The organism is Acidocella sp. C78 (assembly GCF_907164655.1).
In genome coordinates this window covers 219,491-244,436 of sequence record NZ_CAJQZK010000001.1, presented here as the reverse complement: position 1 = coordinate 244,436, position 24,946 = coordinate 219,491, and the positions used below count along the sequence as shown (strand labels likewise).

Sequence of the window (24,946 nt, the reverse complement as noted above, 5' to 3'; positions counted from 1 at the left end):
ATTCAGACTGCATAGTCGGTCTCCAGATCCAGCGACGCATACTGTGCCATCGTCACGGGATTCAGTGCCCTCAACGTGAACTTGCCCTCAAATTCGAGGGCCATCTTGACGGTCACCTGAACCTTGCCGCCGGGTTTCACCGTGATGGTGCCGGTCGCGACGTCAACGGGTCCGCCGCGCTTCGCCTCGCCGACGATATTCCCCTTCTTGTCGTATGCCTCAAGGAGGATCTCGAAGGTTTCGCCCAGCGAGAACATGTTCTCGCCTTCCACTGCCAAGTCCACCACGGGCAGGCGGGTGGTTATCCGCTTGGCGCCGTTCTTGTAGGCAAGAGCGACTTTCGCCGCTGCCAAGAGAGGCTGCTTTGTTTGCTTTAGCCTGACCGTGATGACTGGGACAACTGCCTCCTGGAGAGACGCGCCGCCGTGGAAATACAGTAGCCCCTTGCGGTAAGGGGCCAGGCTGCGCGGACCGCCCAGCTTGGCGAAATCGCCTCTTACCCCAGCCTTCTCGGCTGGCAGGACGAAATTGCTCGCATCCGCCTCCCCTTCTCCGAGCAGTGCGCGGTCATGTACCGTAACCCAAGCTCCTGCCGGTTTGGCGCAGACGCTCCCTGCCTCGGCATGGGCGTTGAGCACGAAGCCGTGATCGGTGGCGATGACCACGTCGGCGAAGCCGGCATGCTTCAATTTGTGGACGGCCACGCGTATCGCCTTCAGCGATTGGTGGATCAGGGCCAACGTCGTGAGCGTTCCCGATGGGGTGTTCTCCAGATGAGCATCGATGTCGGTGCTCCGCAGGATCAGCAGCTCGACGGTTTCCGCGACCTTATCCTTCTGCCGCACAAAAGCGTCGAGCGGCGCCTCCGCAAACCTGTCGCCAAAGCGCGCTCGCACGACATCCATGCGGTTGGCGACCGTGGCCATCTTTGTTCCGTCAAGCATTACGACGAACCCGTCGCCGTCTCTCGTCAGCCGAAGCCCCGTGCCGGCTCCCGGCAGCAGGGAGGCCATCCCGACGGGAGTGACGGTGGGCAGTTGGGCGCATGCAGCGCGAATCTCGGCTTGCTCCGTCTCAGCGAGTTGCCTGTGGAGAGTTACACCCAGCTCGTAGCGGAGCGCGTCCACCATGATGATGGCCACCCGGCGCCCGCTCTCCTTGAGCATCGGTGCCACCACACTGTCCAACACGTCAGCGTTCGACAACCGACCCTGAGGCGGCCAGCCGCCGCTTTCCAAGTGCCGGGTGAAGACGGATTGGACCTTCTCCGCCAACCTCGCGTATCGCTTCCGACAGTGCTCGACCGCGTCAGACAGCGACCCGTCAGTCGGGATGTAGTCGCCAACCGCCTGCTCGAATTCGCGCTGAAGCCTGTCTGCCTCGCGCAGAGACGCCGCATAATGCTCGATGAGGGCGTCGAGGCTGCGGGCGTTCTCGGCGAGTTGGCGGTCAGCGTCCTCGCAGGCCTCGATGAGGCGCAATCCGGCTTCGACCAGACCCCATTGGGCCTGGCTTTCGCCTTTGCCGGTCCAGACTGATCCTCCATGGGCAGCGAGGAGCGATTTGGCGGCGTCTGTGTCGTCGCCGACGAGTGCCTTCACCGCCGATGATAGAAACGTCCGTTCCTCAAAGGGGAACGTGCTCCTCACGCCAAGGTCGACGATCCCCGAGCAGGCCTCGCGCAGCTTGAGTTCTTCTTCGACGGCTTCCGCGCGGGCGATGTACTCGCTGCGGGTCATCATGCCGCTCCTGATTGTGTCGCACAGGTCTTCCACGAGTACGCGGGCCGCTTCCGGTGCTCTCGGGACGTTGGACAGACTCGCGGGCAACGACGCGGGGAGGTCGAAGGCAAATTCGCTGAAGAGCAGAAAGCGCCATGCCTCGTCCGCGATCGACGACAGTGTCTTGCCCCGCGTCATCAGCTTGAGGCCGAGGGATTTCTCCAGCAGCGCCTTTGCCTCTGGAACCCAGCCTTCGTTGGCCTTCAGCGCCTCGGTCTGCTTCGTGGTCGGGACGAGGAGAGCGAGCATGATCTCACGCGCAGATTCAGCCCCCAGGCACGTGCGCAGGGTGGGCCAGGACAGGCCGCCACCCACATTATCGATCAGCGCAAAGGGCGGTGATGGATTCTCGGCGAATAGCCGGCGGATCTCAGTGGCGTGATCGGGCTTCGCCTTCAGGCAGAGGCTCTCGTAGCGATCTCCGTCCCCATCCGGGAAGATCGCGCCGCAGGCCGCGTAAATGGCGAACGGGTCAGCTTGGCGTTCCTCATCCGTGACGGGCGGCTTGGCTGGAACGTACACCAGCAGCTCCTTGGGATGGTCCGGGCGCCCCAGAGAGGCAAGTGCCAGCATCGCGGCCTCGCGGGCTTTGATGCTGCTGTCGCTGGCGTCTACTACCTGGGTGGCGTCATCCGCCATCGATAGGCACAGGTCGCGATAGCGCCGGTCCGGGTCATAGACTGCCATGACCGCGGCCTGCTTCAGGCGCCGCCGCAGTACACTCTCGCGGATAAACCCGGCAATGGTCATGAGTCCTCCCGCAGGCCCAGGATTGACTTCACCTCCCTGCGCATCTTTTCCGTTCGGGCTGCGATGGCAGGTTCGTTCCAATCATTCCGGCTAGCTAAGTCTGCGTTTAGATAGAGGCCATTCCGATAACCGATGAAATCCCCCTTGTCGTTCTGCCGATCACGCTTCCTCAGAAATTCCATCGTCCCAAGCTTAGAGTTGTATCCACTCAATGTGAGATTGCCGAGCTGGTGCGCGCAGCGCTGACGAATTGCATCAGCCGTGACAGACCCATCGCCTTCCAGCATCGCTACCCAGCCTGGGCCGAGGTTTTCAGTCTTCGGAAGGATGTGCTCCACGGTAAACACGGGCCGTTCATTCGCGTCATGCGCCCACAAGTCCCGCCTCGACTCGAGGGTTTGATGTGCCTCTTCAAGCTTGCACAGCATAAATCGGGTAACCTCATAATTTTCGAGGTATACGTCGCCCTTTAGGCGAGAATCACAGTCGTCTTCGGGGGCTGCCCGTTGCAATAACCACACACTGGTCCGCTGGACGAAGGCGTCCAAGTCGCGGACCTCTCTGCTGCGGATCAATTTTAGCAGGTCGCCTACCAGCTCCATAAACATCGGGTCGAGTTCACGAGTTGGCGGCATGTCGGTCAGATTGCGCCAGAAGAACCATTTGGTGAGCAAGGTCGCCAAGCGGCGCAGCGTGTCACCTTCATCCCACGCTTGGCTTTGCGCGACTTGGCTAGCCCATAGTAGAAATGCGTAGGCTGGTGCAGCGCCCAAACGTTGCAGGTCTTGGAGGGCAGACGCGCACAACTCTCCCCATTGCACCTTTGCAGCGGTGGTATCCATTAGCGTTGCATAGATCTTGCCTTTGGCTTGCAAGGAACCAAAGAGCCAGACCGGGCGCTTGCGTAGCAGTGTGTCGTAAATGGTGATCAGGTTCGAGCGGGTAGCGCGTGGACAGCCTTTTACCTCTACCTGCTTGAGGTACTTGAACATGTTGTACAGCTGACGCAGGAAGCGCTCCTGCACGGCCGGGTCGGGCAGCAGATCAATTAAGTCTTTCCATTCGTCAAACGCGCGATCAATGCCATAGTCCGGTCGTTTGTCGAGCTCCGCCAGCAGGTTGTTCTTACTCAGCAGTCGGTAATATAGGCGACAGTTGGTGCTTTGAAGAATGATTGCACGAGACGTGGTTTGCGCTTGATGGCGGCGAGTTGGGCTTCGATTTTGTCCTGAAGCTTTTCGCCTTGGCGTAGCGGAGTCCGGGCGACGCCCGTCCGCTTCATGTGGCTCCAGACCAGTTCATCTGGGTTCAGGTCAGGGGCGTAGCCTGGCAGAAAATGCAACGTCAGCATTCCATTGGTCGACGCCACGTAGGCTTTCACCAGCGCTGTTTTGTGGGCAGGCAGCCCGTCGAGGACCAGGTGCACCGGCCTCGTGCGGTGCCGCATCATCCGGCGTAGCAGCGCTACGAACAACTCAGCATTCAGGCCGCCTTCATAAGTGCAATACCAGAACCCGCCGCGGGCTGTCACCGCCGAGGCGGCGCTGATCGATTGCCGTTGGCCCGGACGCTCGACGATCGGCGTCTGTCCCTTCACGCCCCAGGTCTTGCCATGCACGGCGTCGGCCCGAAAGCCGGACTCGTCCCAGAAAAAGACCTCGCCGCCACAGGACTTGGCCTGCCTGGCGATTTCAGGAAACCGCTCACGTCGCCATGCCTCGATCGCCTCCGGATCGCGCTGATAGGCACGCTGCAACGGCTTTTGCGGCGTCAGGCCCAGTTTCGACAGCAGTTCGCCCACAGCCGTCACACCGAGTTTGATACCAAACTTGCGCTCGATCAGTTCGGCCACAACGTGCCGGGTCCACAGCCCGAAATCCAGGCCGTATTGGCGCGGATCGCGGCCATTGATCCAACGCAACACCTGCTGCTCCTGGCGCGGCGTCAGACGCCGCGGCCGGCCGGTTGCCGGCCGTGACCGCAAGGCTTTCACCCCGACCCCAGGCTTCGATGCCGCGCTGAGCCATTTATAGATTGTTGTGCGGCTGAACCCGTATGAGGCAATCACCAAAGAGGCCGCTTCGCCCTCGCGCACCCGCTCTACAGCCATCAGCCGGATGGTTTCCAGGGTGCGATGATCAAATCTGCGACCGTCCCGTTTCATGCCAGAATTATATCATCCCCGCAAACATACGACTAGCAAAATGTCGTCTTAATTACCGACTGGTGAGTAATGATGTCGATCGCTGACAAAGGGATGCCACGGTTATTGATTGACTCAAACAACATGAAGGCATCGGAGTGGCTTCGTACTTCGATCTTGACCAGCATTGCTGTCTTGAGTTTGTCCAGCAACGCCAGGGTATCGTCCAAACTCAGCCCACTGAGCCTATCGCAGAAATAGCCATAGGCACGGCCAATACGTCGATTTCCAAAATACGCTAGATCTTTCGGCGCCTTCACCTTTTTAGGGAAAAGATCGCTTAGCACTTTCTGGAAATCGACCTTGTTTTTTGCCTGCTCACTGGGCTCCAAACGCCATTGCCCCGCTGACCGAACAAAGATTCTATTTTCCAGGTTGTCCAGTTCGACTATCAGCTTGCGGTCTGGGTTCGTAACTGCATTGAGCTTCTTGTAGAACGCGCAGAACAGGAGGCTAATGGTGGTGAAGCGCTGCTGGCCGTCGATGAGTTCCAACCGGCCGCCCGCTAAGCCGTCATGCTGAGTGTTCACACAAATGATCGAGCCAAGAAAGTGCCCGCTGGGAGATTCTTCAAGATCGTTGAATAATGCATCCCAATTCTTCCAGCCCCATACGTACTCACGTTGATATTTCGGAATAAAAAACGAGGTCATCCCATCGGGGCTGAAATAAAAACTAACCGGTAGCGCTTTGACGTCTTGAATCATAACGTGCCCCCAGTGCTTTTCCTGCCACGTGCTTTCTTTGGCGTGGCGGCCGGTTCCACATACAGGTCTTCCAAACCATGGGCGATGGCCAGCGACTTGTCGGTTTTGCACTTCTCGCGGACGCGGTCGGGCCAATACGCCATGGCGAGGTGCGCCCAGTCGTACTCGCCCTTCTCCAGCTTGGCCCAGGTGTCCTTCAACAGCTTCTGCCACGGTTTGTGGCGGAATAGCGGCCAGAGCGGCGCGGCGGTGATCTGCACGCCGTCGTCATGGTTGGGGCGATAGGTCGGCGCGATCTGCAACAACGTGTCACGCACCGCCATCAATTCCTGTTCCAGGGACCGAACGGCTTCCAGCGCCCGATCCTCATCACGGCTGCGGGCACTACCTTTGGTGCGCAGAGCGCTGGCATCGTGGCCCACCTGCTTCAGCCTCGGCTCGATGAAGTCGTTGACGGCGGTGTAGAGCGTCTGGCTGGTCAGGCTTGGGTAGTAAACCCAGAGCGTGTAGCTGCCGGAGGCAGTGGATAGCGGCCAATAGATCGGCGCTTTGCGGCGGCTCTTGGAATAGCCCTGCAAGTGAACGGGGAAGAATTCCCGTTGCAGCCACCGGCGTACATCGGGCGGCACCAGCGCATCGACGCGGGCAAGGATTTCTTCGACCAGTCGCTGCAGGTCATGCGGATGCCCGGGATCATCCACCAGAATGCCAGCGTGCGTATGGAACGGCTCTGCGCCGTCCGGTAGCATGCCAGGGCTTTTCGCAGGCAACGGGTCGAAGGGTTCGGGCTGTGGTGGCATAGAGCGCTCGCCGGTGGCGAGGCGCAGGTCAAAACGGCCGAAGGCAACGCCGACTGCCCAGTTTAGAAGGCCGCTTGTCTGATCGATGGGATTGGCGCCTTCGTCTTCATCTCCATCGTCGTCGGAAGCTTGAGCCCCAGCTTCGTTCATCATCCTCAAGTTGCTGGCATGCGCATCTGCACGGCCGGGTTTGGAAAAGCCGTAGAGGTCGAGGGCAATCAAGTCGATCTCCGATCGAATGCGCTCCAGCTCCGCCTCAATGGACTGTAAATCGTAACCACCTACACGGCATCGCAATGCCACTGGCAGCACGAAAGCATGTGAGATTTCTTCAGTTGTGTCCAACGTATGTTTGAGCTGCCAAGCCCGGTACGCTAGTTTCGAGAGTTTGGATCGGTGGGGGGCGCTCAGCTTGGGGATGGGAGTCTCTTGGATAACGCCAACCTCAAATGAGTGTGCCGCCCCGCCGGGTCGTGCATCCGCGGCGGCGAGTTGAACCTCAATTAGCCTGTGAAAGGCGTCGCTCGAGCAGATCGCCAAAAGACAAAATAATTCTTCTGGTTGGTCGCCGCTTGCTATAATTGCTGGTCCCTTATCCCCAAAAATACAGCCTTTAGGCATAATTCGCATTGATAAGCGGCTCTTGGTGCGACGGGACCACGTCAACCCAGGCCGAAAGTACAATTCTTTACTCGGGACAATGGCGTAAGCATAAACACGATCTGTGACGCGCTCAGCCTGCAGGTATGCGCCGTCACGGTTCCAATCGACAACCAAGTCTACGTCTGAATAGAACGGCCTGTATTTCCCGCCTTTTGGATGAAGAACCCAACGCGGAGACGCCGACAACACCTCAATCCAGGATCGTAGGAAGCGGAAATCATCATTCGTGTTTACGCCGCGGCGTGCAACGAGTCCGGTCTCAGCACATTCTAGGGCATTGTAAGTCTTGAACGCGCGTCGCACCGAATCGTCGACCCAATACGCAAAAGACGTGCCGGGAAAGTCTTGAAACTGACTCGTGCTAACTTCGTAGATTCGGCTGTCATAAATGCTGCTCCGGAACGCGTACGAAAGTTCGCTTAGACACTGACTTTTGTTCGTCGACTCCAGGAGTCGCAGAAAAACAGTCATGAGTGCTTCTCCAGGACGTATGCAGCGGCTTCAACCAGCGCGTCGTCCATGACACCAAGTCCGAGGTCCGCCATGGTTTCTGGACGCGCCATGCCCAATACGACGTGCTCACGCCATTTCTGGAAACTCGATAGGAAGAAGCACGTGCGCGACGTGATGGCGCCAAGCCGCCCGTTGCCGCGCAAGAGACCTAGGCCACGCTCGACAAAAATGGCCAACAAGTCATTCTTGCTTTTCGGATAGACCTTCGACAGCTCGTCCTTGGTATCAGCTGCCAGGGCGCCAAATGGCGGATTCATGACCACGACATCGAACCTGGCCTGGGTGAGGTCGATTAGCCGCAAGCCCTGTAAGGCATCGATCGAGAACAGCCTTCCCTGATACGTCGCGCGGGCGGCTCGGGCGAAGCCGCCAAGCGCTTCCCGTAAATCCGTCTCGATCTGGGCCCAGCTTTTTCGCCGCCCGCGTTCGCGCAACAGGTCGAAGACCTTGCCGTAAACATGCTCGGTCAGCCGTGGCAGCTCCTTCTCCACCTGCAGCAAAATGCCAAGTTCGGGCAGCCCCTTGAGCATGAACAGTGCTTTCTCGAACAGCTCGGCATCCAGCGGGTCGAGCTCCTGCATGAAGCTGCGTCGCAAGTCTGGCTCGGCTGGGGGCGCCACTGCCGCAACGACATGGCCCCGCCCGACAAGCGGCCGGTCGTCGGCCCGCACGCCGGCCTCATGCCACGCGCGTTGGACACGCAACCACAGTGCCAGCGAGGCAATCTGGGCAGCGCGCGGATCGATATCGACCCCGTGGATGTTGTGCTCGATGATCAGCCGCGGCACATCGCGCAGGAAGGCGTCCTCGTTGGCGTAGGTGTGGCAAAGCGGCTTGAAGCCCGCCTGCGTCTGGGTCGAGACGTCCAGCACGCCGGGGCCGTGCTGCTGCTCCCATGCCCAGGCTTCCCGGTAAATCTCCAGAAACAGGTCAAACGCATACAGCCCGAAATGCATCGATCCACAGGCCGGATCGAGCAGCTTGATCGTGCGCGGATCACGCAGCCGCCTGGCGGGTTCCGGGTTTTCGTCCGGCTTCACCAGTAGATATTGGCAGCGATCGCGCAGCCCGGTCAGCCCACCGGTCCAGTTGAACCACAGTCGGCCTAACGTGTTGTCCACCAGGAATTCGACCACATAGCGCGGCGTGAAGAACTGGTTGCGAACCGCCAGCTCCCGGCTGTTGCGCGGCGCCTGGCTGGCATCGCGCATGGCTCTCCGCTCATCCTTGCTGTTAAAATACTGGTAGACCCAGCCGATGGTCTCGTCCTCGCCCCAGAGCGGTTCGATATCGGCGGCGTTAATCAGGTCCAGCAGCGGCAGCAGGGCTGGTTCTCGCGGAAACAGGCGGCCGTTAGGATAATGGCGATCAAACAGCGCAGGCAGGTCGTCGCTGTAGAGGCCGCACAGGCTGAGCAGGAACACACGATAGGCATCCCCGGTCTCACCGAGGGCCGATCCAGTGACGCGCTGGTAAAGCTGGAACGCCTTGGATTGATAGCCCTTGGCCACGCATTCCATAACCAGCCCGCGCGCCTCCATCATACGCAGCGCAGCCAAGCGATTAAGCGTGGTGAAGGCCTGCTCCCGCACCATCCGATCCAGGACCGCCTTCTTCGCTTCGGCGCCCTGGCCGATGGACGATGCAAGGTAATGGCCCAGGATTTCGCGCAGGATGCGCGCGGTCTCCAGGCGCTGGTCGTCCAGCTCCAGGCTCTCCAACGCCGCCACGCTGCCGGATTCCGGGTCCAGCCCGTAGTCCTGCTGGAATTGCTTGGCGAACTCTTTGGTCAGAACCGCTCTAGCATCGGTGACGAAGCGCTGCAGACGACCTCGTGTTGCATCATCGAAGGCCATAAGTTCAGTCCCCCTTCACCACCAGGTCGATGGTGTTGCTCATGAGGTCCCGGCGCAACGCGGAGAGGGTTCGGATCAGTGCATCCAGCTCATCCAGATTGCCGATTTGGGAGGGCAGTGAGACCGTCTTTCGTCCTCTGTCGTGCATCCCTGACGAAGGCGTGGGTTGGGGTGTGGGATAGGGTGGCGGTTGGCGCCGAGCCTTACCGATCTGGGCCACTTTCGCTTTCATCTCGGTGATGGTGGCTTCGATATCGAATTGGCATGAGACCAATCGCTTGAGACCGGCCATATCGGTGCTGACCTTGCTCGCGAGCGCCTGAATTTCGGCTAGGGTCCCCGCCTGCTCTTCGGCGGTGAGTTCGGACCATTCGGACAGCAGCGACAGCTCGCCCTCAGCGGCCAGAATCCTCTCCGCCTGCGCGGACCGCATATGCTCGACTGCGTTGGCGACTTGCGTCTCGATGGCGGTTCGGCGGGTGCTGAGGTCGGCTTTGCGTTTGAAAAAATCCTCTTGGGCCAGCATATCGGCCACGGCTTCCAGATCGTCGCGGGTCGCATCCCGAAGGTCTTTTGGGACGCCGGTGCCGGGAAGCTCATCAATGCCGCGCTGAAGGTCACGCAGTGTCTTGATCGTCTCGGCAATGCCCTGATCGAACGAGAGCTTGGCCGCGCTGGCCCATTTTAACCCGTCATAAAGCGGGGACTGTTCTGCCCCGAACCGTTGCGGCGCGTCCGATGCGTCGGAAAGCAGCATGTCAGCGATTTGCTGGTTTACCGAGCGAACCGTCTCCACGCCTGGGAGACCCAGAGCCTGAAGCTGTTCCGCCAGAGGGGCAAGTTGATACTGCAGCGATGGCAGCAATTTTTGGGCCGCCTTTCCGATATCCTCCTCTAATGGGACGATCGGCTCACCGCAAAGGTCGGTCAGCCGTGCTGCGGCCCGGGCAAGCACGTCCATGGAGGGCCTGTCGTCACGCAAGGCGACACCGACGGGCTTGAAGGTGTTGTTGGTCTTGAGAGCCTCGATGGCCTGCTGGCCGTTGACCGTGACTTCTCGCCCGGAGACCTTCAGCTTCACCTCGCCCGCGACGAGCAGGGCGGCGACCATGTAGCGAACAGTATCCGGCGACCAGCCGAAAGGCGGACCCGAGAAGACGTCCAACAGCTTCTTGCCTTCCACCGTACCGTTCCGCTCGACATAATCCTTGATGCTGACGAGGCCCTTGTGGTCGGTCTTGATGGTTGGGGTGCCGCCCGAGATCTGAACGAAGCCGAGTGGGTCAGTCTGGGAGGTGATCGCCCTCAGGTTGGGCGCGCGGAGGAACCTCTCCGCGAGGTCAGTTCCCACACGCTCTGGCGCTTCCTGGTAACGGTCAAACACGCGTTCGGCTGCTTCCGCCAGGTGCTTCCTGCATGCCGCGAGCAGGGATGCGTCGAGGCTATCGACCGCCGTTACCTTGCCGCGGAAAACGAACGATCCATGAGTCAAGCCGCGGACGATCTTTTGGGCAAGTTCGGAGGTGAGACGAGAGGCCCGGTCGATCTGGCTCTGGCAATATTCTTTGACCTCTTGGTCGGGGTCATGCCTGTGCAGCTCGGCGATGCGTTGGCATCGGCAAATCTCAGCGACAAGGTCGTCGGCCTCGGGAGATCGTCTGGCAAGCAGGTAAATGGCGTTTTCGGACGACTTGTGGCGAGACTCGTCGGTGAGGCGTCCCTTTTCTGCCTCATAGTCTCCCGGATCAGCGTACCCATCCGGTCAGAGCCGCGGACGAGTCTATTTGGCTCTATCTCGGTGGATCAGGATGAGCTCGCGCAGATTTTCGATACCAAAGTCGGTGAAGGCTATGACGCCGCCGTCGCTGAGGTTGTAAACCCAGATCAGGCCGTCTTCGGGTTCCATCTCATTGGCGATGTCCGCGAGCCACTCCTCATCCTCGCCGAGGTCCCTGGCGACACGGTCAATCGTGAAGACGTGGTGGATTTTATTGGTCTGCACGATCAGGCGGCCAGGGCCCAGGATTGCGGTGTCCAGTTCCATGGCATCAATTTCTCGATGCTGGCGACTGGATGACTGGCGATGCGCGCGAGGATGTCGGCGAGCCATGCCTGTGGGTCGACGTTGTTCATCTTTGCCGTCGTGATCAGGCTGTACAACATGGCGGCCCTTTGACCACCGCGATCGGAGCCGGCGAATAGCCAGGATTTTCTGCCCAGAGCAAGGGTGCGTAGGGCACGTTCGGCCGCGTTATTGCTGAGACAAATCCGCCCGTCGGTCAGGAACCGGGTAAATGATGACCAACGGTTCAGCATATAGTCGATCGCCTTCGCCACATCGTTGTGGCGTGAGAGTTTGGCGCGCTCGGCGCGCATCCAGATCTCGAGTTCAGCGACGAGCGGGGCGCCGAGTTGCTGGCGCACCGCCAGGCGTTCAGCGGGTGACTGACCGTTGATCTCCCGCTCGATCTCGAACAGCGCGTCGATGCGCTGCACCGCGGCCAAGGCCATCGGCGCCACGAAGGCGGGGGTCTTACCCTGGGCCTTGCGCTTCGCGTTCCGCGCGATATCGGCCAGCTCGAAGAATTTTCGTCGGGCGTGCGACCAGCACGCCGCCTCGATGATCGGTCCAGGAGATCGGTTCAACTCGTAGAGCTTGTTGTAGCCGCCATAGGCATCGGCCTGGAATATGCCGCGGTATCCGGCGAGATGGGTTTGCGGATGAACGCCGGCGCGGTCACGTGAATAGTAGAACACCGCGCTGGGGGAACCCGATCCGCCGAACGGCCGATCATCACGCACATAAACCCACACGCGCGCCGTATCGGTCTGCCCTCGTGCCATCACCGGCACGGTGGTGTCGTCGCCATGCAGGCGCGCACCCGCGAACACCATCGTCTCGATGTGCTTGAACACCGGCTCCAGCGCCACGCAGGTAGCACCAATCAGATCGGCCAGGGTCGAGACGCTGAGGTGGATGCCTTCCAGTGCGAACCGTTCAGATTGACGGTTCAGCGGCTGATGCTGGCCGAATTTATCGTAGGCGATCATCGCGAGCAGGCCGGGACCGGCAAAAGCGCGTGGAATGGTGTGGAAGGGTGCTGGTTCCTGGCTGATCTTCTCACAATCGCGGCAGGTGAATTTCTCCCGCACATGCTGGATCACCTTGTATTGGCGGGGGATGGATTCCAGTGTCTCGGTCACCGTCTCCCCGAGCTTGGCGAGCCGCGATCCACCGCAGCAGGCGCACTGGGTCGGACCTGGCAGCACAACCCGCTCGCGTGGCAGGTGTTCGGGGAAGGGTTGGCGTGATGGGCGGTTGCGAGTGAAGCCGGCGACAGTCGTGGTTTTGGCCTTCGCGGCCACCTGCTCGGCGCGGAGTTCGTCCTCGGTCGCGGTGGTCTCGAGATCTTCGAGTTCCAGTTCCATCTGATCAAGCAGCCGCGCCGTGCGTTCCGCCTTGGGGCCGTAGAGCGCACGCTTGAGCTTCTCGATCTGCAGCTTCAGATGCGCGATATACGCTGCGGTATCGGACCGCCGAGCACGGTCGCCCAGAATGATCGCCTTCAGCGCAGCGATATCATTCGGCAGGGTCGAAGGATCGAGATCCATGCCCCGTATAGAATCACGAATTTCCAGGGTTTCGCTACAGAAATCCGCTCTGGACCAGGATTTTCCCCAGAATCTTCGCGCCTACCCGGCCGCTTGCGGCCGCCAGGTTTGTTGTGGATTTCGCCAGTCGATCCCCTCCAGAAGATAACCGATCTGACCAGCGGTGAGGGACACAACGCCGTCCGCAGTCTGCGGCCAGATAAACCGCCCTCGATCAAGGCGTTTCGAATACAGCGACATCCCCACGCCGTCGTGCCAGATCGCCTTGACCAGCGACCCGCCGCGTCCGCGAAAGAAAAAAACATCCCCGCAGAACGGCTCCCGTCCCAGACCTTCTTGCACTTGCAACGCGAGCCCCTTCATCCCGCGGCGCATATCCGTATGCCCCGACGCCAGCCAGACCCGCACACCGGCCGAGACCGGGATCACCGCCGCACCGCCGTCAGCACCCGACGCAAGGCGGCAACCCCAACTCCATCATCAACCCGAACACACGTCCCGTCCGGCAGCACGATCTCGATCCGGCTCGCATCGCATCGCGTGGCTCGCCTCTGCGACATCGGATCAACGCTCGCGTCGTTCACCGAAGCTGACTTGCCTGCCGCCCGCGGCATCGACAGTGCCGCACTCGCCATTACCCGCACCGGAATGAATTCCGGTACCATCGGCACCGGCACCAACTCACCACGCCGAACCTGACCGCGCCACTTCCACAATTGCCCTCTCGAAATCGCGTGCCGCCGCGCAACCAGCGCAAACACCGCACCCGGCGCCTCAGCCTCCGCCACAATCCGAAGCTTGTCCTCATCCCGCCAGCGGCGCCGGCGCTCTACCCCCGTGATAATCTCCATCCGCCCGCCGCCCCTTACCATGAATCAGCTCGTAGCAGCGCTCTTATGCACGCCTCCTTGCCGTACCGGCAGGCGGTTCACACCGGATGGATACGGATCAGCGAACGACACGATGGTTTGGACTGTTTCCCGCTCACCGGCCAAGGACGTCTGCTGGCCACCATGTATGTGCCTCAGCCCTGCCGTCACCGACAGCGTTCCGTGCAGTCTGGTGCCGGGTAGCGGCTCGAAAACCTCCTTCAACGCTTCATTGAAAACCCGCCGGAGGTCTGGCGATCGCGGAACGAGCTGAGCCCGTTCCTGCTCGACGTCGTTCAGCTTTTCACTGAAGAACCGAAACGAGCCGTTCTTCTCACCGAGGGGAACGATGGCGTCCTTTAGGAGTCGGTCAGTGGCCTCCTTGACCTTGTCTGCCAGCGAAGCGGCGGCGATCGTCGGTTGCATCAGAGCGGCGACGTTGTCCGTTGACACCGGCAGGTTGCCGAGGATCTGGAGAACCGCGACTGTCTTGCCGACGCCCTGGCAGAACTCATCGTCGGGAAAGCGAATGAGGACCTTCTCGACGGCTTGGTGGATCGACGGAAAAGCGCGTCGAATGTCCTTGTCCAGGGCGTCGTATAGCGTCACAGTGGTCGCAAGCCATCCGATTTCTCGATCCGCCGCGGGCTTTAGCGAACCCGCCCCTTCCACCAAAATGTCCTGAATCACCTTGATGGCGGACCGGAGGCCAATGCCGCCGGTTGATTTCGCCAGGGCGCCGAGGAGGTGGAGCAGGATGTCAAAATGCGCAGGCAGGAAGGGGTAGAGGTTGGTGAACGCCTCGCGATCAAAGCCGGCGTCATAGAATTTTGCGTCAGTCAGCTTGGTGTGCTGCCGCAAAGCCTGTCCATGCCGGTCGAACAGCGCGCCCAGCTCGACCGCGCCCGCGGACGATTTGCCCAGCAGACGGCGGAAGCAGATTTCCTTGATGTCGCTCGACTCAAGCGCGACTGTAATCGGGAAACGGTCCTTGAGCTTGTAGAGCTCGGGCGAGTTGATGGCCGCTCTGGGGTCATCCTCGGTCAGCGTTTGCTGAGCCGTGCCGACGATCCACACCTTGCCGCCACCTAGGTCCTTCAAGTTCTGGGCAAGGCCCTGGAGATCGAGGATCTTGGTCTGCTGACTGCCGACGTATTGCCCGATTTCGTCGATGACGAAGATGATGTGCTCTTTGCCCGACGCCTCGCGAACGATGTCGATCATTTCCTGGACGCGGTCGTCCATCAGGTAGATGGTATCGCTGCCGGCGGTGTTGAATGCCTGTTCGGTGCGGAACAAGTTGGGGTAGATTTTGTGGGCTAGTCGTGGAACGACGCTGTCCACGACAAGTTCGTCGTTCCTGTAATCTGCCCACTGCTCGCCAGTTTCCTCCTGGAAGGCCCTCTCGAATTCAGGGTACCGGCCTTCCTTGCGAAGCCGGCGTTCAAGCGCGGCGACCTTGAGATTCCGGGAATAGCCGGCGTATTGGAGAACTTTGTAATAGAGGACGGTGGAGACCTCGGCGAGGGACGCGCCGGCTATCTGTTCGCTCGCCAGGTCGAGCAACACCACCGCGGCCGGGAAGCTCGCCGCCAACTTTGACAGCAGTGCCCGGGTGGTCGGCCGGTGGAGCCTATCTTGGAAGTAGCGGAGGAATGGCTTTCCGTCGATGGTGACTCGCTCGTCGAAGGCAAGGCCGAGGTATTTTGTGAAGGAGCTCTTGCCCGAACCGTAAAAGCCAGAGACCCACACGCCGATCTCGTGGCTGGAGCCAGACTCCATCGCCGCCTGCATCTTCTCCAGCAACTGCTCCAGCTGCTGCTCGATGCTCTCGGTGACGATGTATTCAGAGATCTCCGCCTTCAGGCGCTGCTCTTGGGAGGCCTGATAGGTGATGACCTTCTCGATGGCGCGATAGATGTCCTTGCCGGCATCAAAGAGGGTGCGAATCTGGGTCATGGAGCTTCCTGTCGTGTCCTCTTATGTTAGCCGCCGACGTGGACCGATCGGTAGTTGCCGTCCTCGGGATAAAAGCCAAGGAATCTGAGCCTCGTCTTGCCCGTCCGAGTGCCCGGGTACAGGAAGACCGTGGGGACGTGGAACTTTCCCTGGAGCTGCGCCTCGATCGCTCCGATTCGGAGGTATGGGTGCAGGGCTTCCAGGTCGGTTACCAGCATGATCGTCGACGATTGGCCTTCAAGGGCGGCGAGCCGCTCTTCCAGCCGGGACTGAAGACGCCCCTGGGCCGTGAGCGCATTGGCCAGTGAGGCGTTTGTCTTCCCCCAGGAGAGGGGGGCCTTGTGGTCGGCCTCAAGCCAGACCTTGCGGAGTGGCGCCTTTGCCAGGATGTCAGCTATGTGCTCGGCGATGGAGAACGTCTCGACACGCCAGCCCGCGTTTGCCAGTTTGGAGGTCCAGGCTGGCATCAGCCGCTTTACCTCAATCAGCTGGCTCGGATGGAAGACGAGATAGAAGATCGGCTCGAAGCTTGCGTGCGCGAACTCACGTCCGGCTTCAATCCGGCGGATCAGCTCGTCGAAGTCAGCCTTTAGCGATGCCATCGGCAAGCTCCTCCATCGACTTGTATTTCCAGGATACCTGGGTAAGGCCGCCGGCTGATTGCACGATGAGCTCTCCCCGCAGGGATAGCCGCTTCAGCTCGCCAAGCGCGTCGTCGGACTCCAGCCCGAAGAGTCCCCAGTCCGGACTCCGGAGCAGGGCATGGTCGCTCAATCCCTTAAAATGCAAGTCGTGGGCAAGGACCGAGGAGACGATCGGAGTGATTCGAAAAGTGGTAATTGACCTAGCATTCGCCTTCATGGGTCCAAGAAGGCCGAAATCTGCACACGCTCCGAGCAGGTAGCGAGCCACACGGATAACCGTTGCTTCCGACCACCGGGTGGTCGTTCGGCCGTTCGACACCGCTGAAGTAACATAATTCAGGGAGTCCTCCTTGGAGACAGGGTTACCCCCGGCCGCATACTGATGCCAATAGACCTCACGGACGAAGTCGCCGAGGATAGGATTCGCGCGGCACGTGAAAACGAAGCAGAGCGCTCGAAAATCTTCCCGGGAGATACCTCCCGAAATGGCCTTAAGTAGCCTGGCGGGCAGTCCGCCATCGATGAGATATCTAGGACAGAATGCCTCAATTATAATATTGCGCAGTCGCCGCGCAGCCATCGTCGGAAAATCTCCGGAAGCGAGCGCGGCCTTGAGTAGATCCTGTCCGCTCATACCCGGATCCCAGGCGTGCAGCAGCTTTACGGTCTCGGGTACGAGACCGAGCCCGGCCTGGAGCTGTGTCGTGTATTTCCGCGCACCCGTCATCGCGGGTCCCTGAAATAGGGGAAGCACTGGATGCCGACCGCAAACGCGGCGGTATAAAGAGCGGCTGCCCCCGAGGCCCATTCCAGCCCCTCAAGCATGTCCGCCGGCCCAAGTAGGGTTGGCCCCTCCTTGGCTTCGACCGGGGTACCGGCAAGGCTTGCAAGCATGCCCCTCGCTGTATCGGCGGAGAACACGCTGTCGGCAAGCTTCTGGCCGGCAGCTTGCACGGCCTCATCTAGGCGTTGCTCGACGGTTTCAGGGAGGCGGAAGGGGTGGAAGGCGCGGCCTATGCCGATCCGCTCGTCGTGGACCCGCCGGGCGGCCTCAAGGACGCCCTGGTACCGGGCCTGAACCGCACCCGCGCCGAAGATCGGGGTCAGGAACGCCATGCTCGTCGGCGACATGAACCCGGATGCCCACCAACCCGCGTTGTCACGCTCGCCCAGCAAGCCGACGGCCAGTCTCAGTGAGACGATTCGCGTGACCGCAGCTTCGTCCCGGGCGGCGGAGTGTCCGTTCATGCATCTTCCTCTGCGGGTGGCTGATAGTACTCCCGCTATGTCAATCCTTAGTCGTCGCTGCAAGGTAAGTGCCCAACCACCGCAACTCGCGTCGACGGACGGCGCGGTGGTCGGGCGCTTACCGGCGGCATGGTCCGCTCGACCGTGCTCGGGTCGATCTCGATGCCGCCGTCGTCGACGAACCGCACCAGCCGATTCCAGAGGTTCAATGCGTAGCCTATGGCTTCGGCGGTCGAGCCGCGCGCGAACAGATTCGCGTGCCTCGTGCCTGCGGCCGGCGGCCGGAGATCTCGGTCATCCATATGGCGATCTCGGCCGCCTCCACGTCACAGAACAATGGGCGCGGCCCCAGCCGCCGGTCGTGGCGACGCTAGTGCTTGAGGAGCCGCTGGGGGGCGGGCGTGACACCACAGTCCGCCGAGTTGTGCAGGTCCCGCAAGGAGGTGACCTGGTTCCGGATCTCGTTGATGATCGGCGTCGGGTTGTTGGCCTGCTCGTCGGTGGACAGGTTGGGGGGATCGCCGAGCCCCAGGCTTGCTTGCCCTTGCCCTTCTGCTTCCTGGGCGAAGGCACGGGGGCCACGTAAAGCGGGTCGCGGCGCCCCTCGATCGGGGGCAGGTCAAGGGGCTGGCCGTCCGCGTCCAGCGCATGGTGGCGAGTCGGGACGGCATAGGGGGAGTTCAGAATCGGCTGTTCGAAGAATGGCTTAGTCATGATTCCGCCTCCCTACCAATGGCTGGCCGCCTTGTCACATGGACGTTACAACCATGTCGTCGGCGTGCCAAAGAGGGCAGCGGAGACCGGCGGTTCGCCGGATCATCTCAAACTGGGATCCGCTGCCGTCAGGGAGGCGGCGATGTCGGCGATGGACCGGAACAGCACCAGTGCGTCGTCCCTTGACGGCAGGAACCCGCGGCGGCGCCAGAACGCTGCCGCCTCGTCATCGACGGCATTGACGACCAAGGCGCGCCCGCCGATCAGCGCGGCGCCACTGACGCTCCGGGCGAGCGCGTGGTTGAACAGCCCGGTGCCGATCCCCCGCCCGACCCAGGCCTGATCGGTGGCAAGCTGACCGAGCAGAATGCACGGCACCGGGTTCGGCGGCTGGCCGGTGCGGATCGATCGCGGCAGGGCGGCGGGAACGATGGCGGTTGGCGCCAGGCCGTAATAGCCGACCACTCGGCCTGCCACCTGGACGACCATGACCACCGTGAACCCCTTCTGCTGATTGGCGAGCGCACGGGTCTTCAGCCAATGATCCAGCGAGGGCTTGCCGCAGGAGAACCGGGATACGTCGTGGCCGGCATTCAGCAGTTCGGGCGTGGAGAGCGGCGGCTCCGCCATCAGCGCTTCGCCGCGCCTTTCTCCCACGGCGCTTTGCGGCGGAGGGATGCCACCATCTCGGGGACCGGGGCGGCGGGCGCGGAGACGGCTTGGACGAACGCCTCAAAGCCCTCGGGGGTCATGCGCAGCAGCGTGCTTTCCATGAGGACCTCCTCGGCGGCCCGGACCGCCGCCTCCCGCACGAAGTCGGTCCGCGACCGGCCGCGCAGGTCGGCGGCACGGTCGATGATGGCGATGTCGCCTTCCGGGAGCCGCATCGAGAGCGGGTAGTCTTTGCGTTTGGCCGTGCCGGTCATGGTGGTCCCCTTCGCCATGGCGCGAATGTAGGAGACCGTAGCTCTTTTTGCAATACGCAACGCGCTGCTGCGCGCTCTCCCGACCGCAGTCACTCCGACCCGGCGATGGTTGGCTGATCTCCCTCGCGTTCCCGGCTGGACGGTGACGGTTCTGAATTTGGCGGCGGCTTATGCGGCACGGGCGGCGGCACCCGGTGAACAGGAGCCCGAAACGCCCGGTCGGAGGCAATGAAGCGTTCGACGATGATCGGCACCAGCTTCTCGACGGGTGGCGCCTGGGACAGGCCCTCCTGTGCCGCGAGTGCGGCGGCGTAGTCGCGGATCAGCGAGTCCAGCGCCGCAGTGAAGGTGATGGTGCGCTTCACCGGCCTATCGTCGGGCAGCGAGCCGATGCGGAGTTTGGCCATCGTCGTCCTCCTCACCCGCCCCCATAGGGCCGCAGCACGATATCGCGGTTGACCATCACATCGAGCGGGAAGCCCGGGCGCACGGTCAGGGTCGGCTGAACGCCGAGGTCGCGCGAGACGATCGACTGCCCGGCCTGGTTGGCGGCCTGGTCCGCGCTCTGGCCGAGGGCGATGATCACGTTGCCCGTCCCGGTACCGCCGACCACGTTGTTGGTCGCGAGCGCGCTGGAAACGCCGAGCAGCGAGGACAGCGCGACGCCGCGCAGCAGCCGCCAGAAATGGTAATCGACGCCGTCCTCGAGGCCCGCATAGCCCTGGGTATCGGCGCCCGGCAGGTTGTCGAGCACCACCGAACTGCCGTCGGGCATGATCAGCCGCGTCCAGATCAGCAACACTCGCGATTGGCCGTAGGCGACGACGCTGTCGTATTTGCCGATCAGTTTCGCGCCCTGGGGGACCAGCAGGGTGCGGCCGGAGACGCTGTCATAGACGTCCTGCGTCACCTGGGCGATCACCTGCCCCGGCAGGTCGGAATTCAGCCCGGTGATCAGCGCCGCCGGAATCACGGTGCCGGCCATCAGTTCGTAAGGGCTGAGCGGGGTCTGCAGCCGGTCGGGCGAGTAGATCGCGCGATCGATCGGGCTGTTCAGGAAGGCCTGCTTGGCGTCCTGCTGGTTCTGGTCGCCATGCGGTGCGGCGAGTGCGCCGTCACCCCCCGCAGTGCCCGGAGCCGGCTGGCCCAACGGGGCGGCGCCTGACGCGGTGCCGGCTGCACCGTTGGTGCCGCCCATGTTCGCAGCAACGGTGAAGAACACCCCCGCATTGGCGGCCTGCGCCCGCAGCCGCGCGGCGGCCTGGTCCGCTCCATTCGGTGGTGTCGCGAAGGCAGTGGACGCTCCTTGCCCCAGCATCGGCCGCCCGAGGTCACCCGGCAGTGGCGGCCCGAGCCGGGGCACCGAAGGTGGTGGCGCCGGCGCCGGCTTGGGCTTGGTCAGGCCGGCATAGCCGTTCGGCAGGCCGCCGATCGCATCGGCCGAGGGTCGAACATTGGTATTGTAGAGCTCCTTGCCGGTGGTGATCCGGAAGCTATGCAGCGCGAACGCCCACCACACCGCGCCCACCACGCAGACCGCAAGTCCGCCGGCGGCCACGACCAACGCCCGGCGAGAGAGACGTGTCACCGCACGTGGCCGCGATCGCAGCGCGAAATCGGCCGGGTCAGCCTTGGGTGACGGCCGCTGCCCGCCCCCCGGATCTTCGGGACCCGCCATCAGCCGTGCCCATCGGTCCGCGTGATTCGCACGACCTGCTGCGGCCCGGCGCCGAGGCGAAGTTCGGCGGCGGCGAACAGCCGATCGACGATCATGGTGTTGCCGCGCACGCGGTAATTGACGATCTCCGCCTTGCCGCCCGGCGCGCCGAGGATGAACAGCGGCGGCATGTCGCCCTGGGCGATCCCCGGTGGGAATTGGACATAGACCTTGGAGCCGTCATCGAAGACCTGCACCGGCCGCCAGGGCGGATCATCGCCGCTGATCCGATACCGGAAATGCAGCGCCGCGATGTTCACATCATTCGCCGCCACGGCGTTCGCGTAATCCGTCGCCGCGGCGTTCTGCGTCCGCAGCGCCAGCAGATCATCCTGCGGGTAGTTCCAGGACACCGCGGCCATGTAGGTGTCCTTGGTCGGGTGCACCTCGAGATGATAGGCGCGCCGGTCGGTCATGATGACGATGTTGTTCATCGGCAGATCGGCCGAAATCGGCTTGATCAGCACGTGCACCTGCTGATCAGCCCCCGCGCCGCTGGTGGTGTTGCCGATCTTCCACTGCACGGTATCGCCGGCGGCGATCGAGATCAGGTGCTCGCCCGGCTGGAGCGCGATATCGGTCACGTGCAGCGGCGAGGCGTAGATCTCGTAAAGCGCGCCGTCGGACCAGGGGAACACCTGCATGGCGTTGATGTAGCCGTCGCGCGTCGGGTTGATGCGCGCCGCGGCGTTGGCCAGGGCCACGCGCGCGATGGGGTTGGCGGGCTGCGGTGATGGTCGGCCCGCCGTGGTCGGCGGCAGCTTCTTGAGTTGCCCCGGCAGCGGCAGCGGTTCGGGCAACGTCACGACCTGGACCGGCGCTGGCGGCGACGGCAGCAAGTGCGCGGGCTGGGGGTTGTCGTAGGCGATCTTCGGCACAGGTTGGGCGCAGGCCGAAAGTGCCAACGCACCGCCACACGCGAGGGCGAACGAAAACCTCATGGCGTCGATCCTTCGGTCTGGGTGGTGTTCACCTCGCGCGCCCAGCTGATCGCATCGATGTAGATGCCAAGCGGGTTCTGTCGCAGCGCCGCCTCGGTATGCGGGGTCTGGATCACCACGGTCAGGATCGCGGTCCAGTGCTCGGGCGGCAGGGCGGTGCCGTCCTGGAACGGATGCTCAACCCATGCGATGCGGAAGGAATTTGGGCTGGCGCGGACGACGCTGGTGACGTCCACGGTCACGGCGCGCTTGCCGATCTGGCCGAATGGATCGGCCTGACGGGCATAGGTATCGAGCATCGGCTTGGCGTGGCTGGTGATCTGCGCATAGGCGTCGAGCCAGGCTTGGCGGACGACGACGGGATCGACCGAGAGGCCACGCACGCGCTCGATGAACTGGGCGAGGAAGTAGGCGATCTCGGTATCGGTCGGCTGCACGTCGGCCCGTGCCGGGGCGACCGCCTGTACCGCGCCGAGATGATCGACCTCGACCACGAAGGGCGTGACCATGGCGCGGGCATGGGTGCGGATGTCATCGGCGGTGACGACCGCGGCAAGGGCGAGACAGCCGAACGCCATCAGGCGCCAGTTCGCGGCCTGCACGCGGGCGGAGCCGATGCGCTGGTCCCAGAGTTGCCCGGCGCGCTGATAGGGCGTGGCCGGCGTCTCGGTGTCGCCGAGACGGGAGGAGAAGCGGCGCCACCTCATGTTCCGTCTCCCCGCAGATTGGGCCGCATGCCGCCGCCCCGGCCTTCGCCTTCGTGGATGATGTTCTGCGCCGCCCGGGAAACGGCTTGCCGCCGCAGGCGCTGGGCCCAGGCCGGCGCGCCACTGGGCGCCGCTGCGGGCTGGGATGCGCCGGCAGCATCTCCGCCAGATCCGCCGGTGGCCGACCAGGCGGCGCGTTGGCCGGCGGCGAAGCGGTCGCGCAGCGCCGTCGAGGCGCGCTGGGTTGCGCCGCGCTGTTGATTTCCGCTGAGATCTGACCCGGGAAGGCCGGATTTTTCCACTGAGATTTGACCCATGTTTGACTGTTTCCCCGTCTGGAAGAGGCGGGGGCGAACGGAGTGTTGGACATGGCGTTTTTGAGCATTATCCGCCGGTGGCATAAGCGTGAGCATGTGCCGATCCGAGAGATTTCCCGGCGCACAGGCGTGTCGCGGAACACGATCCGCAAATATCTTCGGTCTGACCCGACTTGAACAGCGACCTGAAAATAGTCCAATGAAAACAGCCATGTATTGTGGGCGCGTGGTTTCTTAGCACCACACCCTGCGGCTTTCGGGAGGATTTGGATCAGGAAGCGGATGCGTCTCGCACGTTGGCTGGCAGGGCGACGCCGGCGGCCTTGAAGATCGGCCCGATCGAGTTGGTTGCTGGGGTGCGCAGGACGATCTGCTGCCCGCGCTTGCTGATGGTGACCTCCTGGAGGCGGTCGAGATCACGCAGGAGATCGGCCCATTCGACGCGCTTGCCGGCCCGGCGGAGTTTTTCGTCGAGCGCCTGGTGCAGGATCAGCGCGAGGAACGAGCAGAAGACGTGGCCGCGGATGGCGGCGTCGGAGGAATGGTAGATTGGCCGGGTGCGCATTGTCGCCTTCGCGACACGGAACAGCCGTTCGACATTCTGCAGGTCCCGGTAGCGGATCACCGCCTGCAGCGGTGAAATCCGGGCGTTGGAGCGCAGCACGAAGACGCCGTCGAAGCGGGCTTCCTCGGCGAGCTTGCCGGCGTCGATCTCGAACAGCTTGTGCTTGCGGCCGGGCTTTGCGTCACTGACCGGGCGCAGGAAGCGGCGATAGGCGGAGTTGCCGATCAGCGCCTTATCGCCGCGCGTCAGCTGACGATCGAGGGCGGCGACCACCTTGCGCCTGGTCTCGGCCTCTTCGATGGCCACCGCCTCGTTGCGGCAGACGATATAGCGCTTGCCCGCGACCTTGACCTCCTTGATGAAGAGCTGGGTCTCGTCGCCACCGGCGCGCTCGAGGCAGAGCGGGGTGTAGGGGCGCTCATCGGCCAGCACCACCTCGCGGACGATGCGGTCGGTGCGTTCCCTTGCGCCGAGCACGTATTCCAGCCCGCGCTCCTCCAGCGCGGCGATCGTCGCGGCACTGATCATGCCGCGATCGGCGACGACGCAGACCCGGCCGATGCCGAAGCGCGACCGCAGGCGGTCGATCACCGGCACCAGCACCGAGACATCGGCGGTGTTTCCTGGCCACATCTCGGTGCAGATTGGCCTTCCGTCCTGATCGATCACCACGCCGAGGATCATCTGCGCGAGCTGTGGGCGGTAATCCTTGGAGTGGCCCCGCGCGCCCAGCGTCTCGCCGCCGGCACCTTCGAAATACAGCGAGGTGGTGTCCATGAACACGACCGAGAGGTCGGTGAACAGATCATGCCGTCGGGCGAAGAGACGCTCTTCCACCAGATCCTTCACCGTCCGTGGCGCAAAGGGCGTGGCATCCCCCTGTTCCTCGTCCGGCAGCTCTTCGCCGAGCCAGGCCATGGCGCGGTAGAGGTGATGCAGGCCGAGCTCCTCGGTGCCGGGAATGTCGTAATCCTCGAGCCATTTGTCGCAGGCGCGATCCGAGCCCGAGACCATGATCCGGTGGAGCACGGTGGCGAACACCGCGCGCTCGACCGGGAACTCGAACTGCCGCCCGGCCAGCAGCTCCTCGAACACAGCAGCGATCCCGCTCTCCTGCCACAGTCGGCCGAACAACAGCGGCGCGCCGATCCGCTTGCAGCTCAGCCCGTCCGGATTGCCTGCCGCCAGCTGGGCCAGGACCGAGGCACGGTCGGCATAGCGCGCGATCGAGGCGGCGAGGCGGTCGAGACCTCCATCGGCCAGGACGACTTCCTTCCGGCCCAGGTTCTTGATGATGCGCTGCTTGCTGCGCCCGTCCTCACGGACGCTCTCGACCAGATAAAGGTAGCTGTAGCCGTTGATTCGCTTCTCGCGCACGAACATGCCGAATTGGCAGCCGAAAACCAATCATAAATCAAGTTAAAAGAAGCAATTTGCGCAATTATTTAGCACCA

General features: G+C 62.5%; 24 protein-coding genes and 1 pseudogene. 1 reads left to right on the top strand and 24 read right to left on the bottom strand.

What is annotated here, in order from left to right; translation table 11 throughout:
• Positions 1–2: 2 nt before the first annotated feature.
• The 23 genes from ACIDOCELLA78_RS98050 to ACIDOCELLA78_RS97940 all read right to left on the bottom strand — a co-directional run bounded on the left by ACIDOCELLA78_RS98050 (position 3) and on the right by ACIDOCELLA78_RS97940 (position 23,023).
• The gene (locus ACIDOCELLA78_RS98050; protein ID WP_201727553.1) at positions 3–2,531 is read right to left on the bottom strand and encodes a PglZ domain-containing protein; all 2,529 of its coding nucleotides are present in this window, start codon (positions 2,529–2,531) and stop codon (positions 3–5) included.
• On the bottom strand, positions 2,528–3,556 hold the full coding sequence (locus tag ACIDOCELLA78_RS98045) for an HNH endonuclease family protein (protein ID WP_201727552.1): 1,029 nt from the start codon (positions 3,554–3,556) through the stop codon (positions 2,528–2,530). Before ACIDOCELLA78_RS98045 ends, ACIDOCELLA78_RS98050 begins: the two co-directional genes overlap by 4 nt.
• Before the next feature lie 104 nt (positions 3,557–3,660).
• Positions 3,661–4,695: an IS630 family transposase gene (locus ACIDOCELLA78_RS98040; protein WP_201727480.1), complete on the bottom strand. Its 1,035-nt coding sequence runs from the start codon at positions 4,693–4,695 to the stop codon at positions 3,661–3,663.
• A 32-nt stretch (positions 4,696–4,727) separates the two neighbouring features.
• Positions 4,728–5,441, bottom strand: coding sequence for a DUF262 domain-containing protein (locus tag ACIDOCELLA78_RS98035; RefSeq protein WP_201727551.1), 714 nt, complete (start codon positions 5,439–5,441; stop codon positions 4,728–4,730).
• Positions 5,438–6,586, bottom strand: a complete 1,149-nt coding sequence (locus ACIDOCELLA78_RS98030) for a hypothetical protein (RefSeq protein WP_201727550.1) — start codon at positions 6,584–6,586, stop codon at positions 5,438–5,440. Before ACIDOCELLA78_RS98030 ends, ACIDOCELLA78_RS98035 begins: the two co-directional genes overlap by 4 nt.
• 785 nt (positions 6,587–7,371) lie before the next feature.
• A complete protein-coding gene (locus tag ACIDOCELLA78_RS98025) occupies positions 7,372–9,273 on the bottom strand; it encodes an Eco57I restriction-modification methylase domain-containing protein (protein ID WP_201727549.1) in 1,902 nt (633 codons plus the stop codon).
• Between the two features lie 4 nt (positions 9,274–9,277).
• Positions 9,278–10,765 carry a hypothetical protein gene (locus ACIDOCELLA78_RS98020; RefSeq protein ID WP_201727548.1) on the bottom strand — a complete coding sequence of 496 codons (1,488 nt, stop codon included), beginning with the start codon at positions 10,763–10,765 and terminating at the stop codon, positions 9,278–9,280.
• A gap of 288 nt (positions 10,766–11,053) precedes the next feature.
• Positions 11,054–11,317, bottom strand: a complete 264-nt coding sequence (locus tag ACIDOCELLA78_RS98015; protein ID WP_249674923.1) for a hypothetical protein — start codon at positions 11,315–11,317, stop codon at positions 11,054–11,056.
• Positions 11,278–12,885 carry an IS66 family transposase gene (tnpC, locus tag ACIDOCELLA78_RS98010; protein WP_201727518.1) on the bottom strand — a complete coding sequence of 536 codons (1,608 nt, stop codon included), beginning with the start codon at positions 12,883–12,885 and terminating at the stop codon, positions 11,278–11,280. Before tnpC ends, ACIDOCELLA78_RS98015 begins: the two co-directional genes overlap by 40 nt.
• Positions 12,886–12,966: 81 nt before the next feature.
• Entirely contained in the window at positions 12,967–13,314 is a 348-nt protein-coding gene (gene tnpB, locus ACIDOCELLA78_RS98005; protein WP_201727519.1) for an IS66 family insertion sequence element accessory protein TnpB, read from the bottom strand.
• Complete coding sequence (tnpA, locus tag ACIDOCELLA78_RS98000; protein WP_201727520.1) at positions 13,311–13,736, bottom strand: IS66-like element accessory protein TnpA; 426 nt, start codon at positions 13,734–13,736, stop codon at positions 13,311–13,313. The genes tnpB and tnpA overlap by 4 nt, the downstream gene beginning before the upstream one ends.
• Before the next feature lie 24 nt (positions 13,737–13,760).
• Positions 13,761–15,713, bottom strand: coding sequence for a BREX system P-loop protein BrxC (brxC, locus tag ACIDOCELLA78_RS97995; protein ID WP_201727547.1), 1,953 nt, complete (start codon positions 15,711–15,713; stop codon positions 13,761–13,763).
• A gap of 26 nt (positions 15,714–15,739) precedes the next feature.
• Complete coding sequence (locus ACIDOCELLA78_RS97990) at positions 15,740–16,315, bottom strand: BREX protein BrxB domain-containing protein (RefSeq protein WP_201727546.1); 576 nt, start codon at positions 16,313–16,315, stop codon at positions 15,740–15,742.
• Positions 16,296–17,084, bottom strand: coding sequence for a BrxA family protein (locus tag ACIDOCELLA78_RS97985; protein WP_201727545.1), 789 nt, complete (start codon positions 17,082–17,084; stop codon positions 16,296–16,298). Before ACIDOCELLA78_RS97985 ends, ACIDOCELLA78_RS97990 begins: the two co-directional genes overlap by 20 nt.
• The gene (locus ACIDOCELLA78_RS97980) at positions 17,081–17,605 is read right to left on the bottom strand and encodes a BrxE family protein (RefSeq protein ID WP_201727544.1); all 525 of its coding nucleotides are present in this window, start codon (positions 17,603–17,605) and stop codon (positions 17,081–17,083) included. Before ACIDOCELLA78_RS97980 ends, ACIDOCELLA78_RS97985 begins: the two co-directional genes overlap by 4 nt.
• Positions 17,606–17,652: 47 nt before the next feature.
• Positions 17,653–17,907 carry a transposase gene (locus tag ACIDOCELLA78_RS97975; RefSeq protein ID WP_201727543.1) on the bottom strand — a complete coding sequence of 85 codons (255 nt, stop codon included), beginning with the start codon at positions 17,905–17,907 and terminating at the stop codon, positions 17,653–17,655.
• A gap of 514 nt (positions 17,908–18,421) precedes the next feature.
• Complete coding sequence (locus ACIDOCELLA78_RS97970) at positions 18,422–18,949, bottom strand: GNAT family N-acetyltransferase (RefSeq protein ID WP_201727542.1); 528 nt, start codon at positions 18,947–18,949, stop codon at positions 18,422–18,424.
• The gene (locus ACIDOCELLA78_RS97965; RefSeq protein WP_201727541.1) at positions 18,949–19,245 is read right to left on the bottom strand and encodes a DUF1778 domain-containing protein; all 297 of its coding nucleotides are present in this window, start codon (positions 19,243–19,245) and stop codon (positions 18,949–18,951) included. Before ACIDOCELLA78_RS97965 ends, ACIDOCELLA78_RS97970 begins: the two co-directional genes overlap by 1 nt.
• Positions 19,246–19,334: 89 nt before the next feature.
• Entirely contained in the window at positions 19,335–19,652 is a 318-nt protein-coding gene (locus ACIDOCELLA78_RS97960) for a DUF2274 domain-containing protein (protein WP_201727540.1), read from the bottom strand.
• Positions 19,653–19,663: 11 nt separating this feature from the next.
• A complete protein-coding gene (locus tag ACIDOCELLA78_RS97955) occupies positions 19,664–20,803 on the bottom strand; it encodes a TrbI/VirB10 family protein (protein WP_249674929.1) in 1,140 nt (379 codons plus the stop codon).
• Between the two features lie 119 nt (positions 20,804–20,922).
• The gene (gene trbG, locus ACIDOCELLA78_RS97950; RefSeq protein ID WP_201727538.1) at positions 20,923–21,903 is read right to left on the bottom strand and encodes a P-type conjugative transfer protein TrbG; all 981 of its coding nucleotides are present in this window, start codon (positions 21,901–21,903) and stop codon (positions 20,923–20,925) included.
• Positions 21,900–22,610: a conjugal transfer protein TrbF gene (gene trbF / locus ACIDOCELLA78_RS97945; protein WP_201727537.1), complete on the bottom strand. Its 711-nt coding sequence runs from the start codon at positions 22,608–22,610 to the stop codon at positions 21,900–21,902. The genes trbG and trbF overlap by 4 nt, the downstream gene beginning before the upstream one ends.
• On the bottom strand, positions 22,607–23,023 hold the full coding sequence (locus ACIDOCELLA78_RS97940) for a hypothetical protein (RefSeq protein WP_201727691.1): 417 nt from the start codon (positions 23,021–23,023) through the stop codon (positions 22,607–22,609). The genes trbF and ACIDOCELLA78_RS97940 overlap by 4 nt, the downstream gene beginning before the upstream one ends.
• On the opposite strand from ACIDOCELLA78_RS97940, the pseudogene ACIDOCELLA78_RS97935 reads away from it, so the two are divergent.
• A pseudogene (locus tag ACIDOCELLA78_RS97935) lies at positions 22,979–23,095 on the top strand (HTH domain-containing protein); the annotation flags it as partial. The gene ACIDOCELLA78_RS97940 and the pseudogene ACIDOCELLA78_RS97935 overlap by 45 nt on opposite strands.
• Before the next feature lie 103 nt (positions 23,096–23,198).
• Here ACIDOCELLA78_RS97935 and ACIDOCELLA78_RS97930 read toward each other — a convergent pair.
• Positions 23,199–24,875, bottom strand: coding sequence for an IS1634 family transposase (locus ACIDOCELLA78_RS97930; RefSeq protein WP_201727475.1), 1,677 nt, complete (start codon positions 24,873–24,875; stop codon positions 23,199–23,201).
• Positions 24,876–24,946 lie beyond the last annotated feature (71 nt).

What these genes read in the sequence shown, in the direction of transcription:
- ACIDOCELLA78_RS98050 (WP_201727553.1), bottom strand. Translation starts at nt 2,531, where the DNA reads ATGACCATTGCCGGGTTTATCCGCGAGAGTGTACTGCGGCGGCGCCTG.
- ACIDOCELLA78_RS98040 (WP_201727480.1), bottom strand. Translation starts at nt 4,695, where the DNA reads ATGAAACGGGACGGTCGCAGATTTGATCATCGCACCCTGGAAACCATC.
- ACIDOCELLA78_RS98035 (WP_201727551.1), bottom strand. Translation starts at nt 5,441, where the DNA reads ATGATTCAAGACGTCAAAGCGCTACCGGTTAGTTTTTATTTCAGCCCC.
- ACIDOCELLA78_RS98025 (WP_201727549.1), bottom strand. Translation starts at nt 9,273, where the DNA reads ATGGCCTTCGATGATGCAACACGAGGTCGTCTGCAGCGCTTCGTCACC.
- ACIDOCELLA78_RS98015 (WP_249674923.1), bottom strand. Translation starts at nt 11,317, where the DNA reads ATGGAACTGGACACCGCAATCCTGGGCCCTGGCCGCCTGATCGTGCAG.
- tnpC (WP_201727518.1), bottom strand. Translation starts at nt 12,885, where the DNA reads ATGGATCTCGATCCTTCGACCCTGCCGAATGATATCGCTGCGCTGAAG.
- tnpA (WP_201727520.1), bottom strand. Translation starts at nt 13,736, where the DNA reads ATGGAGATTATCACGGGGGTAGAGCGCCGGCGCCGCTGGCGGGATGAG.
- brxC (WP_201727547.1), bottom strand. Translation starts at nt 15,713, where the DNA reads ATGACCCAGATTCGCACCCTCTTTGATGCCGGCAAGGACATCTATCGC.
- ACIDOCELLA78_RS97990 (WP_201727546.1), bottom strand. Translation starts at nt 16,315, where the DNA reads ATGGCATCGCTAAAGGCTGACTTCGACGAGCTGATCCGCCGGATTGAA.
- ACIDOCELLA78_RS97985 (WP_201727545.1), bottom strand. Translation starts at nt 17,084, where the DNA reads ATGACGGGTGCGCGGAAATACACGACACAGCTCCAGGCCGGGCTCGGT.
- ACIDOCELLA78_RS97980 (WP_201727544.1), bottom strand. Translation starts at nt 17,605, where the DNA reads ATGAACGGACACTCCGCCGCCCGGGACGAAGCTGCGGTCACGCGAATC.
- ACIDOCELLA78_RS97975 (WP_201727543.1), bottom strand. Translation starts at nt 17,907, where the DNA reads ATGGATGACCGAGATCTCCGGCCGCCGGCCGCAGGCACGAGGCACGCG.
- ACIDOCELLA78_RS97970 (WP_201727542.1), bottom strand. Translation starts at nt 18,949, where the DNA reads ATGGCGGAGCCGCCGCTCTCCACGCCCGAACTGCTGAATGCCGGCCAC.
- ACIDOCELLA78_RS97965 (WP_201727541.1), bottom strand. Translation starts at nt 19,245, where the DNA reads ATGACCGGCACGGCCAAACGCAAAGACTACCCGCTCTCGATGCGGCTC.
- ACIDOCELLA78_RS97960 (WP_201727540.1), bottom strand. Translation starts at nt 19,652, where the DNA reads ATGGCCAAACTCCGCATCGGCTCGCTGCCCGACGATAGGCCGGTGAAG.
- trbG (WP_201727538.1), bottom strand. Translation starts at nt 21,903, where the DNA reads ATGAGGTTTTCGTTCGCCCTCGCGTGTGGCGGTGCGTTGGCACTTTCG.
- trbF (WP_201727537.1), bottom strand. Translation starts at nt 22,610, where the DNA reads ATGAGGTGGCGCCGCTTCTCCTCCCGTCTCGGCGACACCGAGACGCCG.
- ACIDOCELLA78_RS97940 (WP_201727691.1), bottom strand. Translation starts at nt 23,023, where the DNA reads ATGCTCACGCTTATGCCACCGGCGGATAATGCTCAAAAACGCCATGTC.
- ACIDOCELLA78_RS97930 (WP_201727475.1), bottom strand. Translation starts at nt 24,875, where the DNA reads ATGTTCGTGCGCGAGAAGCGAATCAACGGCTACAGCTACCTTTATCTG.